Source organism: Streptomyces sichuanensis, assembly GCF_020328095.1.
In the GTDB taxonomy this organism is placed as follows: domain Bacteria; phylum Actinomycetota; class Actinomycetes; order Streptomycetales; family Streptomycetaceae; genus Streptomyces; species Streptomyces cinnamoneus.
Genome location: NZ_JAIXMK010000065.1, coordinates 49,662 through 67,001, shown reverse-complemented (window position 1 = coordinate 67,001; position 17,340 = coordinate 49,662). Strand labels below are relative to the sequence as shown.

At 74.1% G+C, this 17,340-nt stretch carries 13 protein-coding genes; 3 read left to right on the top strand and 10 right to left on the bottom strand.

Annotation, left to right across the window (positions count from 1 at the left end; translation table 11 throughout):
• Positions 1 to 49: 49 nt before the first annotated feature.
• The 6 genes from LE181_RS19405 to purD all read right to left on the bottom strand — a co-directional run bounded on the left by LE181_RS19405 (position 50) and on the right by purD (position 8,129).
• Positions 50 to 1,453, bottom strand: a complete 1,404-nt coding sequence (locus LE181_RS19405; RefSeq protein WP_225662573.1) for a HAMP domain-containing sensor histidine kinase — start codon at positions 1,451 to 1,453, stop codon at positions 50 to 52.
• On the bottom strand, positions 1,450 to 2,142 hold the full coding sequence (locus LE181_RS19400) for a response regulator transcription factor (RefSeq protein ID WP_225662572.1): 693 nt from the start codon (positions 2,140 to 2,142) through the stop codon (positions 1,450 to 1,452). The genes LE181_RS19405 and LE181_RS19400 overlap by 4 nt, the downstream gene beginning before the upstream one ends.
• A gap of 135 nt (positions 2,143 to 2,277) precedes the next feature.
• Positions 2,278 to 3,180 (bottom strand): phosphoribosylaminoimidazolesuccinocarboxamide synthase, encoded by a 903-nt coding sequence (locus tag LE181_RS19395; protein ID WP_225662571.1) that lies wholly within the window; start codon positions 3,178 to 3,180, stop codon positions 2,278 to 2,280.
• A 70-nt stretch (positions 3,181 to 3,250) separates the two neighbouring features.
• A complete protein-coding gene (locus tag LE181_RS19390; RefSeq protein WP_225662570.1) occupies positions 3,251 to 4,729 on the bottom strand; it encodes a N,N-dimethylformamidase beta subunit family domain-containing protein in 1,479 nt (492 codons plus the stop codon).
• A 166-nt stretch (positions 4,730 to 4,895) separates the two neighbouring features.
• Entirely contained in the window at positions 4,896 to 6,572 is a 1,677-nt protein-coding gene (locus LE181_RS19385) for a hypothetical protein (RefSeq protein WP_225662577.1), read from the bottom strand.
• 306 nt (positions 6,573 to 6,878) lie between these two features.
• Positions 6,879 to 8,129: a phosphoribosylamine--glycine ligase gene (gene purD / locus LE181_RS19380; protein ID WP_225662569.1), complete on the bottom strand. Its 1,251-nt coding sequence runs from the start codon at positions 8,127 to 8,129 to the stop codon at positions 6,879 to 6,881.
• Positions 8,130 to 8,469: 340 nt separating this feature from the next.
• Here purD and LE181_RS19375 point away from each other — a divergent pair, with 340 nt between their 5' ends.
• Positions 8,470 to 9,213 (top strand): SLATT domain-containing protein, encoded by a 744-nt coding sequence (locus LE181_RS19375; RefSeq protein WP_190108299.1) that lies wholly within the window; start codon positions 8,470 to 8,472, stop codon positions 9,211 to 9,213.
• An 83-nt stretch (positions 9,214 to 9,296) separates the two neighbouring features.
• Here LE181_RS19375 and LE181_RS19370 read toward each other — a convergent pair whose 3' ends face one another.
• The 4 genes from LE181_RS19370 to LE181_RS19355 form a co-directional block, all read right to left on the bottom strand.
• The gene (locus LE181_RS19370; protein WP_225662568.1) at positions 9,297 to 9,947 is read right to left on the bottom strand and encodes a putative DNA-mimic protein; all 651 of its coding nucleotides are present in this window, start codon (positions 9,945 to 9,947) and stop codon (positions 9,297 to 9,299) included.
• Positions 9,948 to 10,096: 149 nt separating this feature from the next.
• Positions 10,097 to 12,580 (bottom strand): glycosyltransferase, encoded by a 2,484-nt coding sequence (locus tag LE181_RS19365; protein WP_225662567.1) that lies wholly within the window; start codon positions 12,578 to 12,580, stop codon positions 10,097 to 10,099.
• A gap of 106 nt (positions 12,581 to 12,686) precedes the next feature.
• Complete coding sequence (locus LE181_RS19360) at positions 12,687 to 13,418, bottom strand: GntR family transcriptional regulator (protein WP_225662566.1); 732 nt, start codon at positions 13,416 to 13,418, stop codon at positions 12,687 to 12,689.
• A 162-nt stretch (positions 13,419 to 13,580) separates the two neighbouring features.
• Complete coding sequence (locus tag LE181_RS19355) at positions 13,581 to 14,945, bottom strand: aspartate aminotransferase family protein (protein ID WP_225662565.1); 1,365 nt, start codon at positions 14,943 to 14,945, stop codon at positions 13,581 to 13,583.
• A 306-nt stretch (positions 14,946 to 15,251) separates the two neighbouring features.
• On the opposite strand from LE181_RS19355, the gene LE181_RS19350 reads away from it, so the two are divergent.
• Both LE181_RS19350 and LE181_RS19345 read left to right on the top strand, forming a co-directional pair.
• Positions 15,252 to 15,455, top strand: a complete 204-nt coding sequence (locus LE181_RS19350; protein WP_190108294.1) for a cold-shock protein — start codon at positions 15,252 to 15,254, stop codon at positions 15,453 to 15,455.
• 144 nt (positions 15,456 to 15,599) lie between these two features.
• Positions 15,600 to 17,336 carry a serine/threonine-protein kinase gene (locus LE181_RS19345; RefSeq protein ID WP_225662564.1) on the top strand — a complete coding sequence of 579 codons (1,737 nt, stop codon included), beginning with the start codon at positions 15,600 to 15,602 and terminating at the stop codon, positions 17,334 to 17,336.
• Positions 17,337 to 17,340: the final 4 nt, after the last annotated feature.

Genomic DNA, 17,340 nt, shown 5'->3' with positions numbered 1-17,340 from the left:
GGCCCCGGTCGGGAATCGACCGGGGCCTTCGGCGTTCCTGCGCCCGCCCCTACGCCCCGCCCCCGAGGGGGAAGGCCAGCCGGAAGCGGGCGCCGCCGGTCTCCGCCTGCTCGGCGGTGAGCTCGGCGCCGTGGGCCCGGGCGATCTGGCGGGCCATGGCGAGGCCCAGGCCGGAGCCGGGCAGGGCCCGGGCCTGCCGCGAGCGGTAGAAGCGGTCGAAGACGTAGGGCAGGTCCTCGGCGGAGATGCCGGGGCCGTGGTCCCGGACCGTGAGTTCGGCGCTGCTGTCCGTGCGCGTCAGCCGGACCTCGACCATCGCGCCGGCCGGGCTGAACTTGGCGGCGTTGTCGAGCAGGTTGGACAGCAGCCGGGCCAGGCGGGCGGGCACCCCGGGGACGGTGACGTCCGTCACGTCGGCGGTGAAGACCGTGGCCGGCCAGTGGCCGCGCGCGTCGGCCACGCAGCGCTCGGTGAGGCGGTCGAGCCGCACCTGCTCGACCAGGGGCTGCGGCTCCTCGTCGCGCGCGAGCTCGATCAGGTCGTTGACCATGCCCGTCACCTCGCGCAGCTGGCGGCCCAGGGCGACCGAGGCGCGCTCGCGCTGGGCGGCGGAGAGCCGGTCGGCGCGGGCGAGGAGCTCGGCGTTGGTGCGCAGGGCGGTGAGCGGGGTGCGCAGCTCGTGGGAGGCGTCGGCGACGAGGCGGCGCTGGGCGGCGACGGCCTCCTCCAGCTCGCCGAGCATCGTGTTGAAGCTGGTGGCCAGGCGGGTGATCTCGTCCTGGCGGCGTGCCTCGTAGGGCGGCAGCTCGATGCGGTGGGCGGGGTCGCGGGTGGCGGCGATGCGTTCGGCGGTGGCGGTGAGCCGGGTGACGGGGCGCAGCGAGGTGCGGGAGGCGGCGTAGCCGAGCACGGCCGCGAGGAGCACGCCGCCGGCGCCGACCGCGCCCAGGTACAGGCCGGCCTGCCGCACGCCGGTGTCGACGGTGTCGGAGCGGGCCGCCACCTGGAGGGCGCGGTTCTTCTGGCCCTGCAGCCGGATGGTGAACATCCGCATGGGCTGACCGTCGTGGGTGATGTCGCTGTAGTACGGGCCGAGCCGGCCGGCGGCGACCTGGCGGGCGGCGCCCGTGACGGGCAGGACGAGGTCCTGCTGGCCGGGGGCCGTGGGGTCGGCGGGGACGATCTGGGCGCAGGCGGGGGCGGCCCGCCAGACGCACTGGTTGAACAGCACGCCCTTGTCGGCGCCGCCGTGGGTCTGCTGGGCGATGATGCCGGCCTGCTGCTTGAGCTGGAGGTCGAGCTGGCGCACGAGCTCGTAGCGGATGACGACGTACGCGGCGGCCAGCACGCCGAGGGCGACGAGGGCGACGGCGGCGGCGGTGACGAGCGCCAGGCGGGCCCGCAGGGGTCTGCGGCCCAGCAGCCTGCGCCGCAGGCCCCGGCCCGGGGTCACCGTTCCGCCAGCTGGTAGCCGATGCCGTGCACGGTGTGGACGAGGCGGGGGGCGCCGCCGGCCTCCAGCTTGCGCCGCAGGTATCCGATGTAGACGGCGAGGGAGTTGGACTCCGGTCCGAAGTCGGTGCCCCAGACCCGTTCCTGGATCACTTCGCGCGGCAGCACCTGGCCCGGGTGGCGCAGGAACACCTCCAGCAGCGCGAATTCGGTGCGGGTGAATTCGAGGTCGACGCCCGCGCGCTCGCCGGTGCGGGTGGCGGGGTCGACGGTGAGGTCGGCGAAGTGCAGGTCCGTACCCGTCCCCGTGGCCTCGGGGGGCGCCGCGCGGCGCAGCAGGGCCCGCAGCCGGGCCAGGAGCTCGTCGAGGGCGAAGGGTTTGACGAGGTAGTCGTCGGCTCCGGCGTCCAGGCCGGCGACGCGGTCGGAGACGGCGTCGCGGGCGGTGAGGACGAGGACGGGGGTGCGGTCGCCGAGTTCGCGGAGGCGGCGGCAGACGGCGAGGCCGTCGAGGACGGGCATGGCGAGGTCGAGCACGATGGCCGCGGGGGGCGCCGCGGCGACGGCGGAGAGCGCTTCGAGCCCGTCGGCGGCGGCCCGTACCGCGTAGCCCTCGACGGTGAGGCCGTCGACGACGGCGGCGCGGACGTCGGGGTCGTCGTCGACGACGAGTACGGACGTCTCGGCCACTGTCCTGCCTCCGGCGGGGGTGCACACGGGTGGGGGCTCCCCACGATGGCAGACGTTGTCTGAGAGGGCTCTTAGACGCGGGCCCGGGAGGCGGGCCGCGTGGCCCGCCCCCCGGGTGCCTGTCTCAGGTGGTGGTTACGCCCACTTCGTGCCGGTCAGGCGCTCGTACGCCTCCGCGTACTTGGCGCGGGTGCGCTCGACGACGTCCGCGGGGAGGGCCGGGGGCGGGGTGTCGGTGGTGCGGTCCCAGCCGGAGGCCGGGGACGACAGCCAGTCGCGGACGAACTGCTTGTCGAAGGACGGCTGGGACCGCCCCGGCTGCCACGTGTCGGCGGGCCAGAAGCGGGAGGAGTCCGGTGTGAGCACCTCGTCGGCGAGGACCAGCGCGCCGTCCTCCCCGAAGCCGAACTCGAACTTGGTGTCGGCGAGGATGATGCCGCGGTCGCGGGCGATCTCCCGGGCGCGGCTGTAGACGGCCAGGGTGCTCTGGCGCAGCATGGCGGCCGTCTCGGCGCCGACGCGGCGCGCGACCTCCTCGTAGGAGACGTTCTCGTCGTGCTCGCCGACCTCGGCCTTCGTGGCCGGGGTGAAGATCGGCTGGGGCAGTTCGGAGCCGTCGGTGAGGCCCTCGGGGAGGGCGAGCCCGCAGACGGTGCGGGTCTGGCGGTACTCGGCGAGGCCGGAGCCGGTGAGGTAGCCGCGGGCGACGCACTCGACGGGGACCATGTCGAGGGACTTGCAGATCAGGGTGCGGCCGGCCCAGTCGGCGGGGGCGCCGGCGGGCACCTCGTCCGACAGGACGTGGTGCGAGGCGAGGTCGGTGAGGCGGTCGAACCACCACAGGGACAGCTGCGTGAGGATGCGGCCCTTGTCGGGGATCTCGGTGGGCAGCACCCAGTCGTACGCGGAGATGCGGTCGCTGGCGACCATCACCAGTCGCCCGGCCTCGTCGCGGTAGAGGTCGCGGACCTTGCCCGTGTGCAGGTGCGTCAGTCCGGGGACCTCGACGGGTTTGGGCTTCTCGACGAATCCGGACACACGGGCCTCCTGGTGGTTTGTCCAAGCACCTCGATTCTGCCGTACGGATCCGTCCGGCCGCCCGGAGGGGTCAGACGCGCTTGCAGATGCGGTCCAGCAGGTTGGCCGTGGCCCGCTGGATGCGGGCGTCGACGTGGCCCGGGCGGTCCAGGGCGGGGGACCAGGCGAAGGTGCCGGAGGCGAAGACCAGGGCGCCGCTGGGGGCGCGGTAGAGGGAGGTCTCCTGGTGGCGCCGGACGCCCTGGCCGTCCTCGTACGGGGAGTGGGCGAGCAGGATGCGGCGGGTGTGCTCGGGCAGGGCCGTACGGGGGAAGTAGCGGTCGGCCTCGCCGGCGACGAGGCCGGGCAGCTCGTCGCCCTCGCCGGCGCCGGTGGCCTCCCACAGCCAGTGGCCGGCGTTGCGGACGACCAGGGGGGCCGGCTCGGGGACGCGGCCGGCGTACTGGATGCCGAGCAGCTGCTGCTCGGGGGGCGAGACCTCGCGCCACAGGGCGGAGCGGCCGGGGCCGCGGCGCTTGCGGCAGGTGAGCAGGCGGTCGGGTCCGGCCGGGGAGGGGGCGAGCTCGACCTGCCAGTACATGGTGTTGGCGGAGAGGAAGACGAGCGAGGTGCCGCAGTCGCGGGCGTCCTCGACGGCGCGGCGCATGGGGGCCGACCAGTACTCGTCGTGGCCGGGGAAGACCAGCCCGCGGTAGCGCGCCGGATCGATTCGCCCGGCGTGCAGGTCGCGGGTCTCGGCGTAGGCGAGGCCGTAGCCGTAGCGCTCGGCCCAGCGGATGAAGTCGTAGGCGTGCCCGACGTGCAGCGGCAGGCCGGCGCCGGCGTAGGGGCGGTCGAAGGAGACCGTGGTGGCCGCGTCGGCCTCGCCGAGGAGACGTCCGTCCTCGTCCCAGGCGTGGTAGAGGCTGGCGCCGGTGCGGCCGTTCTCGGGGTAGAGGTTGTACGCCTGCCAGGTGATGTCGGGCAGGACGAGCAGCAGGTCGGCGGGGCCGCTGTCGCGCACGGTGAAGGGGATGTGGCTGCGGTAGCCGTCGGAGGTGGTGAGGACGGCGACGTAGGCGCCGGTGCTCCAGAAGCCGGGGATCTGCAGCCGCCAGGACTGCCACCAGTGGTGGCAGGAGACGGTGCGGTCCACGGTGAGCGGCGGGGGCTGGACGATGCCCGACAGCCGGGGGCTGGTGGTGACCTTCGCGGCGCCGACTCCGCCGTAGTGGCCGATGCGGTAGACGTCGACGCCGAACTGCTGGGGCGGGTCGACGGTGATGCGGAAGTCCAGGGCCTCGCCGGGGGCCACGGAGCTGGCGGAGGCGAAGCCCTTGATCTGGCAGTGGACGTCGTCCGCGGCGCGCGGGCCCGGTCTGCGGGGCGCGGGGACGCGGGCGTCGGTCGTGGTGGTGCTCGCGTCGACGTACCAGGGGATGATCCGGCCGGTGCCGTCGAAGTAGAACTCGCCGCCGCGGAGCCAGGGCAGCGGGCCCTGCCCGAAGGGATCCGAGACGGCGTGCGCGAGTGCACCGGACTCCCAGCGGCCGACCTGGTCGGTCCCCATGTGTGCTCCCTCCCCTAGGCCCCCGCATACCTTTTCGGTTTCCCAGCAGATACCCAGCAGATCACACGACGCGCTCGACTTGTCACTGTTCGTCGGGAAATTCCCCGGAAGTGATGGCTCGGCCCCTACGGAACGTCACCACGTCACCGAGTGTCACGTGCGCTCGTCACATCAGTCGGACCGGCTTCTCCGGGCGGACCCCTACGTCCCCCAGCCAGGCGCGCAGCGGCTCGCCGTCGCCGTCCTCGATCAGGCTCAGGACCGTACGGGCGAGATCGGCGCGGCGGGCGCCGCCGACCAGGAGGGCCGGGCCGTCCAGCCAGTCCAGCCCGGGGGCCGCGCCGGCGGTGTCGACGGCCGCGCAGCAGACCATGGCCGTCACGTGGTCGGTGAGCAGCTCCCGTCCGCTGCGCGGGGGCTGCAGGGGGAAGAGCGGCGCCAGCCCGTCGACCCAGGAGCCGGCCGCGGCGCCGAACGCACCCCGCTCGGCAGCGCGCTCCTCCTGGGCCGCCTCGCGCGCCACCTCGGCGCTCAGCCGCACCTCCAGCTCCTCGCCCACGCCGCTGCCGGCCGGGCCGGTGAGGCGGTCGAGGATGCGGGCCACGGTGGGCGCGGCGGGCACGGCGTCCGGACCGGGGCCGCTGCGCGTGCCGTCCTGCGCTCCGGGGACGGCGCCGGTCGCGGCTATGTCGTCGAGGACGCGGTGCAGCCGGGCGGCCTCCAGGCGCCAGGTGCGGTCCACGACCTCGTCCGGGTACTGGCTCCAGGCCACCGGCGACCAGTCGGGGCCGGGGTGGGCCGGGCCGCCGTGGAAGAGCCGGGCGGCCAGCAGGGAGGCGGCCTCGTCGATGACGCCGGGCTCCTCCAGCAGGTCGCAGGCGGGTCGCTCGCCCAGCCGGGAGGCGAAGCCCTCGGCCAGCCGGTCGCGGCGGGAGAGCTCGGTGAGCGCGGAGACCACGCCGGCGTCGAGCCGCGAGGGCCAGCGGCCCATGCGCCACGCGGGCAGGGCGACCCGGTTGAGCAGGCGGTCCCAGCCGGCGTAGGCGAGGCCGACCTGCTCCTGGGCGACGATGCGCAGGCCGTAGTCGACGCTCTGGGCACGCTCGGAGGCCGCTGCGGCCACCCCGCGCTCCATCTCGGCCGCGTGGTCGCGGCAGGAGCGCAGCAGGACCCTGGCGACCCAGCCCACGAACGCGAGCTGGGGCCGGGGCGCCGCGACGGCGACGGCGGCGTCCAGGCCCCTCACGAAGCGGCGGGCCGCGGCTATGTCGGGGTGGGCGGCCGGGCCGGTGCCCGCCACCACGGGGGCCAGCAGGGCCCGGAGCTCGGCCACGCGCATCCACCACAGGAAGGGGGAGCCGATCACCAGGACGGGCGAGGCCCCGGCCCGCCTGCGCAGCCGCAGCAGCCTCCGGGACACGGTGTGTGCGGGGTGCGTGCGGTCCTCCAGCCAGCTGTCGCAGTCGGGCGTGAGGGCCATGGCGGAGGGCGCCGGGACGTCCAGCCGCTCGGCCAGGTCACGGACCAGGCGGTAGAGGTCGGGGGCCGTCTCCTCCGGGATCGGGACGGTGGGGCTGAGCGCCGGGCGGGCCCGGGAGACCACCGTGGCCACGGCGGCCGCGAGCGCCAGGGCCAGCAGGGCGACGGCGGAGACGACCGGGCGGACCACGTCCCAGGCGGAGCCGTCCGGGATCCGGCCCATGGCCGAACCGGCCGCCAGCACGACGGCCGCGGCCGCCGGCACGAGGGCGACGGCCAGCGCGGCGCCGCGCACGCGCAGCACGGCGAGGGCTCTGGCACGCGCGGCCAGCGCGCCTGCTTCAGGACCTGCCACGGGACCGATCACCCCCAGTTGCCGTCAGTGCTCTGCCGAGGTGCTTGCCTTACCTCCCCCACTGTGGCACCGGCCTCTGACATCGCAATGCCGGTGGGCCGGTCGGGCCGATGCGTCAGCCACGCGGCAGCCGGCCTGCGCCGCACCCTAGTTGGGGGTGCGGCGCGCGTCAGCCGGTTGGGCGAGCGGTCACCCGATGGAATGGCTTTGGGCAAAGCCTCTGCGGATCCCGCTCCGTTCTGTTCGACAGGACAGAGCGGTACCGAACGGGGCGGAGCGGGACAAGTGTGCGGAGAACGCCCGGGCAGTGGCCGCTCAGGCGGACGCGGCGGCCTTCTCCGCGATGTCCGTGCGGTGGTGCGAGCCGTCCAGCCGGATGCGGGAGAGGGCCTCGTACGCCTGCGCCCGGGCGTCCGCCAGGTCGTCGCCGGTCGCGGTGACGGACAGGACGCGGCCGCCCGCGCTGACCACCCGGCCGTCGGCGTCGAGCGCGGTGCCCGCGTGGAGCACGTACGCCCGCTCGACCTCCGCCGCCTGCGCCAGGCCCTCGATCACGTCGCCGGTGCGCGGGGTGCCGGGGTAGTTGTGCGAGGCGACGACGACGGTCACGGCGGCGCCCTCGCTCCAGCGCAGCGGCGGCTCGGCGGCCAGGTTGCCGGTGGCGGCGTTGAGCAGGACGCTCGCCAGCGGCGTCTTCAGGCGGGCCAGGACGACCTGGGTCTCCGGGTCGCCGAAGCGGGCGTTGAACTCGATGACCCGCACGCCGCGCGAGGTGATCGCGAGGCCCGCGTAGAGCAGCCCGGAGAAGGGCGTGCCACGGCGGCGCAGCTCGTCCACGGTGGGCTGCAGCACGGTCCGCAGCACCTCGTCGACCAGCCCGGGGTCGGCCCAGGGCAGCGGCGAGTAGGCGCCCATACCGCCGGTGTTGGGGCCCTCGTCGCCGTCCAGGGCGCGCTTGAAGTCCTGCGCGGGCTGCAGGGGCACCACCGTCTCGCCGTCGGTGATGGCGAAGAGGGAGACCTCGGGGCCGTCGAGGAACTCCTCGATCACCACGCGGCCGCAGGACAGCGCGTGCTCGCGGGCGGCGGCCAGGTCCGCGGTGACGACGACGCCCTTGCCGGCGGCCAGGCCGTCGTCCTTGACGACGTAGGGGGCGCCGAAGGCGTCCAGGGCCGCGTCGATCTCGGCCGGGGTGGTGCAGACGTAGCTGCGGGCGGTGGGGACGTTCGCGGCGGCCATGACGTCCTTGGCGAACGCCTTGGAACCCTCCAGCAGGGCCGCTTCCGCGGACGGGCCGAAGACCGGGATGCCGCGCTCGCGCAGCACGTCGGCGACGCCCGCGACCAGCGGCGCCTCGGGGCCGACCACCACCAGGTCCGCGCGCAGCGACGTGGCGAGCTCCGCGACGGCGGCGCCGTCCAGGGCGTCCACGGGGTGCACCTGTGCGACCTCGGCGATCCCGGCGTTGCCGGGGGCGCAGTGCAGCGCGGTGACGTCGGGATCGAGGGACAGGGAGCGGCACAGGGCGTGTTCGCGGGCGCCGCCGCCGATGACGAGGACCTTCACGGGGCCACCCTATTGCCTGCCTTGTGGATCAGTACGACTCGGGCCCCTCCCCGGGCTCGTAGGAACCTCTTGAAGCCCCGGTGGCGGCCCCGGCGCGAGCGCTCGCGATCGCGCTCCTCAGAACGTTTCGGCGCCCGTGCGTCGTCACTGCGGCGGCCGGGCCGCACTCTTTCGGGTGAAGGACATGGGGCCCTATACCCGATCCCGCTGCACTTACGGACGGAAAAGGCTGGATCTTGTGCCCAACGCCAACCGTTCGGCGGTAGGAAGGAGGCTGCCCTCACGGATAACGCAACCGGATGCGGCACACGGCGACAGACGGCGGAGAAGGAGTGCAGGGGTGAGCCAGCCTGAGATGCAGCCCGAGGGGCTTCCGCGCGAGCAGGGAGGCCACCCGGCAGGGCAGCACCGGGGCGACCTGCGCGGCCGGACCTTCCCTCTCGGCGACTGGGGGGAACCCGCCGAGCGGCTGGACGAGCTGTACCGGTGGGTCGAGGGCGGTGCGCTGAACCTGGCCGACTGGTACCTGACCGACCGTGCCTGGAAGCGCCGCTGGGCGCGCGGGCTGCGGCTGGGGACCGCGTTCTGCGCGGTGGTGGGGGCGGCCCTGCCCCTGCTGGAGCTGACCAAGGTGCTGCGCACCGGTTCCGCGTGGGCGTTCCTGGCGCTGCTCGGGGCGGTGGCCTGTGTGGCCTGCGACCGTTACTTCGGGCTGACGTCGGGCTGGATGCGCGGGGTGGCCACGGCGCAGGCGGTGCAGCGGCGGCTGGAGGTCCTGCAGTTCGACTGGGCGTCGGAGTGCGTCCGCGAGGTGCTCGGCCCGACCGAGGGCACGGCCAGCGAGGCGGCCGAGCGCTGCCTGACGGTGCTGCGGCGCTTCTCGGAGGACGTCTCGGAGCTCGTCCGGGCCGAGACGGCCGACTGGATGGTGGAGTTCCGTGCCGGGCCGGCGCCCCTGCTGACGCAGTCGCTGGTCGCGTGGGGGCCGCGCGGCGAGTCGGGCGGGCCGGTGGGGCGCTTCCCGATGCCGCCCCACACGCGTCCGAACATGCCGCGGCAGCGGCCGCCGGAGTCACCGCGCTAGAGCCGGCAGGCCCGCCGCGCCGAGACCGCCGGAGTCAGCGCGCCGCAGCAGGCGCGGCCTGACGGGCCGGGCACACGGGCCCGTCAGCTGAAGACGATCATCGAGCCCTGGCCCAGGCTTCTGGTCGCCGCCGCGTGCAGGCCCCGCCACACATGACGCTCCCGGGCGAACGGGCTGTCGTCGTCCGGGCCCGGGGCCGCCCGCTCCTCCAGGGCGGTGGGACGGTCCGGAGCGGCCGGCGGCGCGGGCGGGTTGGCCGGGTCGATGCCCAGCGCCGGTGCCACCGCCAGGAGTTCGCGCAGCAGGCCGTGGCTCGATCCCAGCGGGCCGCCGCCTTCGAGGAGTTCGTCGTTGGACAGCGGGTGCGCGAAGTCGACGGGGACGTACGCGCCGGCGTGGTCGTAGTGCCAGACCAGATGCGACTGCTGGGCCGTGGGCTCGAACATCTCCAGCAACTGCTCGTAGTCGCCGCCGAGTTCGTCCACGGGGGTGACCGCGAGTCCGCACAGGTTCAGCAGGTGGGCGCGGCGCAGGAAGTGCAGGGCGTCGTAGTCGAAGCCCGCGACCGGCGCCACGTCCCCCGACAGTCCCGGCATGTAGCCGAAGACGGGCACCGGCGGGAGCCCGGCCTCGCCGAGAACCTTGTCGTAGGCGGAGATCTCCTCGGCGAAGGGGTTGTCGGGGCTGTGGCACAGCACGTCGACGAGGGGCACCAGCCAAAGGTCACAGGCCACGTGAGCTCACTCTCGTTCCCGGATTCATGCGATGGTCGGGGCATGCGATGGTCGGGCCAGAGTAGTGCCGCTCAGCCGGTTGTCACACAGGGGCGACGGAGATGGACGCCCGGATTCCCCTTGGTGTCCGGTGGTGTCCGGCCGACGGGTCAACCCCGGTCGCGTACGTCCCACACCCACGTGTCGCCGAGTTGCCGCGGCTGCCGTCCCGACAGCTTCGTGACCGCCTCGCGCAGAGCCGGTGCGTGGTCCCGGGGGGTGAGGACGAGCGCGTCCGCGCGCCAGAAGCCGAGGTCCCAGTCGAACTGCCGTCGCTGCTGCGGGCCGATGTCGGGCACCTTGCCGCTCTCGGCGACCTTGCCCAGCAGGTCGGAGGTGAAGCGCGGCTGGGGTCCGTAGATGCCGATGCGCTCCGGCCCCCAGGGCCCGTTGAAGTAGCCGCCCGGGAAGGCGAAGCCGAGGCCGGCGTCGATCTGCCAGCCGAGGGCGGCGGTGTCGGCCGGACTGGGCACCGGCACGGGCACCAGCGAGCGGCCGGGGCGCACGTACTGCTGCCAGGTGCCGTCGGCGATGAACGCGGGTACGGGGGCGCGCTGGACGGTCGGGTAGGGCGTCGGCAGGAGCGGCAGGAGCGCCACGGTCAGGGCCGTCCAGCCGAGCATGCGGCGGGAGGTCTCGCGCTCGCTGCGCAGCCGTCGCACGGCCAGCCGGTCGCAGCCGAGGGCGAGGAGGATGCCGAGGGCGGGCGCGCAGACCATGGCCGTGCGGGACTCGATGACCGACTCGAAGAGCGGCATGTCCGCGAGCAGCCGCCACGGGCCCGGCAGCGTCTTGTCCGTGCCGAGCAGGGGGATGTTCTGGCCGAGGGAGAGGACGGCGGCGGCCAGCGCGGTGAAGCCGAGGGCGCGCACGCGCGGCTGGTCGCGCAGGTGGACGACGAGGGCGACGGCGAGGACGACGAGCGGCCAGCCGAAGAAGGCGTTCTCCTCGGTCCGGTTGAGCGAGAGGGACGCCGCGACCTTCGCGTCGCCGGCCAGCGAGCGGGTGGCGAACTCCAGGAGCGCCATGGGGTGGTTGCCGACCTGCCCGTGCAGGACGCTCTGATAGCTCTGCGGGCCCTTGAACTGCCAGGCGAGGGGTAGGGCCACCAGCGGCAGGGACACCAGCGCGGCGACGCCGAGGCCGCGCAGCAGCGGCCGGGCGACGGCCTTGGCCACGTCCGGGGCGGCGAGGGCGTAGCCGAGGGCGAAGAGCGCGAGGCCGGTCACGGCCAGCAGCAGCGCCTCCTCGCCGAGGAAGATCTGGTAGGCCAGGAACAGGCCCAGGACGATGCCGTCGCGGCGGACGCGGCGGCCCTCGCACAGCCGCAGCAGCCGTTCGACGATCAGCGGCATCATGAACAGCACGACGAAGTTGGGGTGCGCGGTGCCGTGCGAGATCATCGGCGGCGCGAAGGCGCAGAAGCCGCCGCCGAGCGCGGCCGCCCAGCGCGAGCGCACGAAGCGCTTGGCGATCAGCCAGTACCAGGAGCAGGCGGTCGCGGCCAGCCCGCCGGTGAGGACGACGGCCCAGGTGACGTGGGCGCCGAGGGCGAGCGTGAGGGGCGCCAGGGGCACGGAGAGCCCCAGCATGGCGGTGTTCGCCATGAGGTTGACGCCGAGCGGGGCGTTCTGCAGGCCGGTGAAGAGCGGGTTGCGCAGGTGGGCGACGTTGTCCGCGGTGACGGCGAAGAACCACTCCCACTGCTGCTGGTCGGAGCCGGAGTCGGTGAGATAGCTGCCGCCGAGTCCGCTCCACAGCCCGCCGTAGAGGAAGAACGCGAGGAGGAGGAAGATCGCGGGGACGGCGAGCCGCACCGGGCGCACGGCGCGCAGGCGGATGCGCAGCAGGTCGGCGAGGACGGTGGGGTAGGCGAGCGGGCGGACCTTGGAACCGGGCTGATGGGCCCAGCGGACGGGCACTTCGGCGACCTCCCAGTCCTTCTGGTGGAAGAAGCGCAGGATCTCGACGTCGAAGCTCCAGCCGTCCAGCCGGGAGCCGGCGAAGGCGGTGCGGACCTTGTCGCCGTCGAAGAGCTTGAAGCCGCACTGGGTGTCCCGTATGCCGGGCACCGCGGCGGCGCGTATGAGGCGGGCGCCCAGGCGGCCCATGACCTCGCGCAGTGCGTTCTGGCGCACCGCGATCCGGGAGCCGGGCAGGGCGCGGGAGCCCACGGCCGCGGCGGCGCCGGCGTCCATCCGCTCCGCAAGGAGGCCGAGCTCCTCGATGGGGGTGGCCAGGTCGGCGTCGGTGACCAGGACCCGGCGGCCGCGCGAGGCGAGGACGCCGGTGCGCACCGCGTGGCCCTTGCCTCTGTTGGCGGGGGTGGTCAGCAGCCGGATGCGGGGTTCCTCGGCGGCGGCGGCGGTGGTGACGGCGGCGGTGCCGTCGGTGGAGCCGTCGTCGACGACGATCAGCTCCCACCGCAGGGGCGCGAGGGTGTCGAGGTGGGCCCGGACCGCGCGCAGCGTCGGGGCGAGCCGCTGCTCCTCGTTGTAGGCGGGGACGATCACCGTCAGGTCGACGGGGCTGGCTCCGGCGGGTATGTGGGGCTCCGGCGAGGAGGACCGGTCCGACGGCTGGGTCTGTGACATCACGTGACTGGGACGTCCTCAAAAGGTCGAAGGTTGCATATCCGACATCGGCGCCTTCTTCATTTCGAATCCCGTTCCGTTGGTCGACGACAGCGCGACGTCGACCCTATGCGGTCGGCCCTTGATCGGACCCGACCGTGTCCGACGGCTCCCGACCGGATGCGGCGTCGCCGCAGAGTCCGTCGATCAGCGCCAGCGAATGCTCGTTGTAGGCCACGACGATCTGCTGCGCCCGCTCCACGTCACGGCTCGCCACCGCCTCGACCAGGTCGGCGTGCCGGTCCCACAGCAGCCCCCGCAGATCTCCCAGCGCCCGCAGCAGCGGCACGGTGAAGATCCAGCTCTGTACGCGCACCCGGTCCAGGAAGTCGGATATGTAGGGATTGCCGACCAGGCCGGCCATCTCCCGCCAGAAGCGCAGGTCGTAGCCGATGAGGATGTCCAGGTCCCCCGCGACCGCGGCCCGCGACGCCTCCTCGGCCCGCCGCCGCACCGAGGCCAGGGCCTGCGGGGTGGCCGCCTGCAGCGCCCGCATGGCCGAGCGGCGGAACATGCCCTCGACGATCAGGGTGCGGGCCTCGATCATGTCCCGGAAGTCGGCGTACGAGAACTCCCGCACCCGGTAGCTCCGGTGCAGTTCCACGTCGAGCAGCCCCTGCGAGCACAGGTCGAGCAGCGCCTCGCGGACGGGCGTGGCCGAGACCCCGTACTGTTCGGCGATCTCCTTGACGGTGAACTGCCCGCCCGCCGGAAGCCGTCCCGCGATCACCTCGTCGCGCAGCGCGTCCGCGATCTGCGAGCGCAGCGTCGTGCGCTTGACCGCGTCGCTGCCGGGCATCTGGTCTCCGTCTCCCCTTCGTGACCGCGCGCCTGGCATGCGAACGGCCCTCGCACAAGATAAGCGAGGGCCGACGCGAAGCAGTATGACCGTACGCACGGGGAGACTGAACGCTACCGGATCGCCGCGGAGGCGGAATGAGCGGCTCCGCGCGAGGGCGGGTCAGGTCGCGTGGCGGTCCGCCACCGACAGCGCCTCGTCCAGGGCGGCCAGCCCCTCCTTCGCCTCCGCCTCGGTGATCGTGCACGGCGGGACGACGTGGGTGCGGTTCATGTTCACGAACGGCCACAGACCGGCCTTCTTGCAGGCGCCCGTGAAGGCCGCCATGGGCGCGTTGTCCTCGCCCGTCGCGTTGTACGGCACCAGCGGCTCGCGGGTGGTGCGGTCCCGGACGAGCTCCACCGCCCAGAACACGCCGAGGCCCCGCACCTCGCCCACCGAGGGGTGGCGGGCGGCGAGTTCGCGCAGGCCGGGGCCGATGACCTCCTCGCCGATGCGGGCGGCGTTCTCCACGATGCCCTCCTCGGCCATCGTGGTGATCGTCGCCACGGCGGCGGCGCAGGCGAGCGGGTGCCCGGAGTAGGTGAGCCCGCCGGGATAGGGGCGCCGGTCGAACGTGGCCGCGATCTCCGCGGAGATGGCGACGCCGCCGAGCGGTACGTAGCCGGAGTTGACGCCCTTGGCGAAGGTGAGCAGGTCGGGGACGACGCCGAAGCGGTCGGCCGCGAACCAGTGGCCCGTGCGCCCGAAGCCCGCCATGACCTCGTCGAGGACGAGGACGATGCCGTACCGGTCGCACAGCTCGCGCACGCCCGGGAGGTAGCCGGGCGGCGGGACCATGATCCCGGCGGTGCCGGGCACCGTCTCCAGGACGATCGCGGCGATGGTCGCCGGCCCCTCGAAGACGAGGGTGTCCTCCAGGTGGCGCAGGGCGCGCTCGCACTCCTGCTCCTCGCTCTCCGCGTGGAAGGGCGAGCGGTAGAGGAACGGCGCCCAGAAGCGGATTACGCCCGCCGAGCCGGTGTCGGAGGGCCAGCGGCGCGGGTCACCGGTCAGGTTGATCGCGGCGGCCGTCGCCCCGTGGTACGAGCGGTAGGCGCTGAGCACCTTGGGACGGCCGGTGTGCAGCCGGGCCATCCGGACGGCGTTCTCGACGGCCTCGGCCCCGCCGTTGGTGAAGAAGATCTTGTCGAGGTCGCCCGGGGTCCGCTCCGCGATGAGCCGCGCGGCCTCGGACCGCACGTCCACGGCGAAGCCCGGCGCCATCGTGCACAGCCGCCCGGCCTGCTCCCGGATCGCGGCGACCACCTTGGGGTGCTGGTGGCCGATGTTGGTGTTGACCAGCTGCGAGGAGAAGTCGAGGTAGCGGTTGCCGTCGTGGTCCCAGAAGTACGAACCGCCGGCGCCGGCCACGGCGAGCGGGTCGATGAGGCCCTGGGCGGACCAGGAGTGGAAGACGTGCGCGCGGTCGGCGGCCTTGACGGCGGCGCCCACCGCGGGATCGGGCTGCGGGCTGGCGGTGCTCACGGGGCATGACCTCGCATCGGGGGCTCGGTGGTCCGGCCCGCCCGAGCCTAGGCAGGACGGGCCCGCCCCGGTACCGGCACTGTGTCGGCCGCTCGGCGCGCCCGCCGACACAGTGCCGGGTCACGGAGACACACGGCGCCGGGCGGCAGGAAATACCAATTCGACGCCATTTGCCTGCTACGGTCATTTCCAGTTGCAGTTTTGGTACCCATTTGTCATGTGCGCCTGAAGGTCTGTGACCTCGGGCGCACTTGCGTTTTTCCTGGAGCACGGAATTCCGTCGTGCACCCGATTGAGGAGATCAGCTTGGCTACCGGCATCGTGAAGTGGTTCAACTCGGAAAAGGGCTTCGGCTTCATCCAGCAGGACGGCGGCGGCGCGGACGTGTTCGCCCATTACTCCAACATCGCGACACAGGGGTATCGCGAACTGCAGCAGGGCCAGAAGGTGACCTTCGACATCACCCAGGGCCAGAAGGGGCCGCAGGCGGAGAACATCCTGCCCGTCTGACGACCCGTCGGCGCACCCCCGCCGGCCGCCCCCGGGCGGCCGGCACGCCAGGGGCCGGGGACCGCACTTTTCGCCGTGCGGATACCCGGCCCTTTGCCGTGCCGCTATTCTCCGCGGAGAAACATGGGGGAAGGAGTGCCCGGCATGGAAGATCTGTCGCCGGAGGACCCGCGCACACTCGGCAAGTACCGGCTGCTCGGCAGGCTCGGCGCGGGCGGCATGGGCCGGGTCTATCTCGCCCGCTCCGACCGCGGCCGGACGGTGGCGGTCAAGCTGGTGCAGCCGGAGCTCGCGGGCCAGGAGGAGTTCAGGCGCCGGTTCCGGCAGGAGGTCACGGCCGCGCGCCGGGTCGGCGGGGAGTGGACCGCTCCCGTGCTCGACGCGGACACCGAGGCCACCGTGCCCTGGGTCGCCACGGGTTACATCGCCGGGCCCTCGCTGCGCCAGGTCGTCGGGCAGGACTACGGGCCGCTGCCCGAGCGGTCCGTGCGCATCCTGGCGGCCGGGCTCGCCCGCGCCCTGCAGGCCGTCCACGCCGCCGGCATCGTCCACCGCGACCTCAAGCCGTCCAACGTCCTCATCACCCTGGACGGCCCGCGCCTGATCGACTTCGGCATCGCGCGCGCCCTGGAGACCGTCACCGACGGCGGCCTCACCCGCACCGGCGCGGCCGTCGGGTCGCCCGGCTTCATGTCGCCGGAGCAGGTGCGCGGCGGCCGCATCACGCCCGCGAGCGACATCTTCTGCCTGGGCTCGGTCCTCGCCTACGCGGCCAGCGGCCGCATGCCCTTCGGCACCGCCGACAGCGGCGTGCACGCCCTGATGTTCCGCATCGCCGAGGAGGAGGCGGACCTCACCGGCGTGCCGGCCGAGCTGCACCCGCTGATCTCCGCGTTCCTCGCCAAGGACCCCGCCGCCCGGCCCACGCCCGAGCAGGCCCTGGAGCGCTCGGGCGCGGCGGACCTGCTGGCGGACCTGGGCTCGGCCGAACCCTGGCTGCCGGGCGGCCTCGTCGCCCAGCTCGGCCGGCACGCCGTGCGGCTCCTCGACGTGGAGAACCCCGCCCAGGCGGCCGGCATACCGCCGCACTCCATATCCGGGCCGCCCACGCAGGTCGACCCGCCGCAGGACGCACGGCCCGTCGACCCGCCCACGCTGACCGCGCCCGCCGCGGCCGCGCAGCCCCTGCCCCCGCCGGCCCCGCACGCCGCGTACGGCTACCCGCCGCCGGGCCCGTACGCGGGCAGCCCGTACCACCACCCGGCCCTCCAGGTCCCGGCCCCGCCGGCGCGCCGCTCGAAGACGCCGTACATCGTGGCCGCGATCGTGACCGCCGGGCTGCTCACGGGTGGCGGCACCGTCTATCTCCTCAACCGCGACACGAGCAACGCCGCGCACAACGGCCCGGGCCCGGCGCCGGCGCCCTCCGCCTCATCCCAGGGCCCGGCCCCGTCCACCGCGCCCGCGCCCCCCACGACCGGGCCGACGACCGGCGGCAACCCCACGCCGACGCCCACACCCACGCCCGAGGCCGGGCCGCGGGCGTTCCTGGGCACCTGGCAGTCGAGCTTCGGCAGCGGCTCGCGCGTCAACACCCGGACCATCACCATCTCCGGGAGCTCGGTCACCATCGACGGAAGCGGCGTCCTGGACGACGGCACCTCCTACGTCTGCACGTGGCAGGCGACCGCAACCGGCGGCGGCACCGACGGCAGCCCGATGCGCGTCGGCCCCTCCAGCGTCACCCGGGCCATGCCCACGTCGGCCTGCCAGCCGGGCTCCTCGTCCGAGCTGGTCCTGCTCCCGGACGGCAGGATGCGGCGCGACTTCTCCGACTCCGGCACGAAGGACGCGTCGCTCACCTACCGCAAGATCTACTAGGACA

What these genes read in the sequence shown, in the direction of transcription:
- LE181_RS19390 (WP_225662570.1), bottom strand. Translation starts at nt 4,729, where the DNA reads ATGGGGACCGACCAGGTCGGCCGCTGGGAGTCCGGTGCACTCGCGCAC.
- LE181_RS19365 (WP_225662567.1), bottom strand. Translation starts at nt 12,580, where the DNA reads ATGTCACAGACCCAGCCGTCGGACCGGTCCTCCTCGCCGGAGCCCCAC.
- LE181_RS19360 (WP_225662566.1), bottom strand. Translation starts at nt 13,418, where the DNA reads ATGCCCGGCAGCGACGCGGTCAAGCGCACGACGCTGCGCTCGCAGATC.
- LE181_RS19345 (WP_225662564.1), top strand. Translation starts at nt 15,600, where the DNA reads ATGGAAGATCTGTCGCCGGAGGACCCGCGCACACTCGGCAAGTACCGG.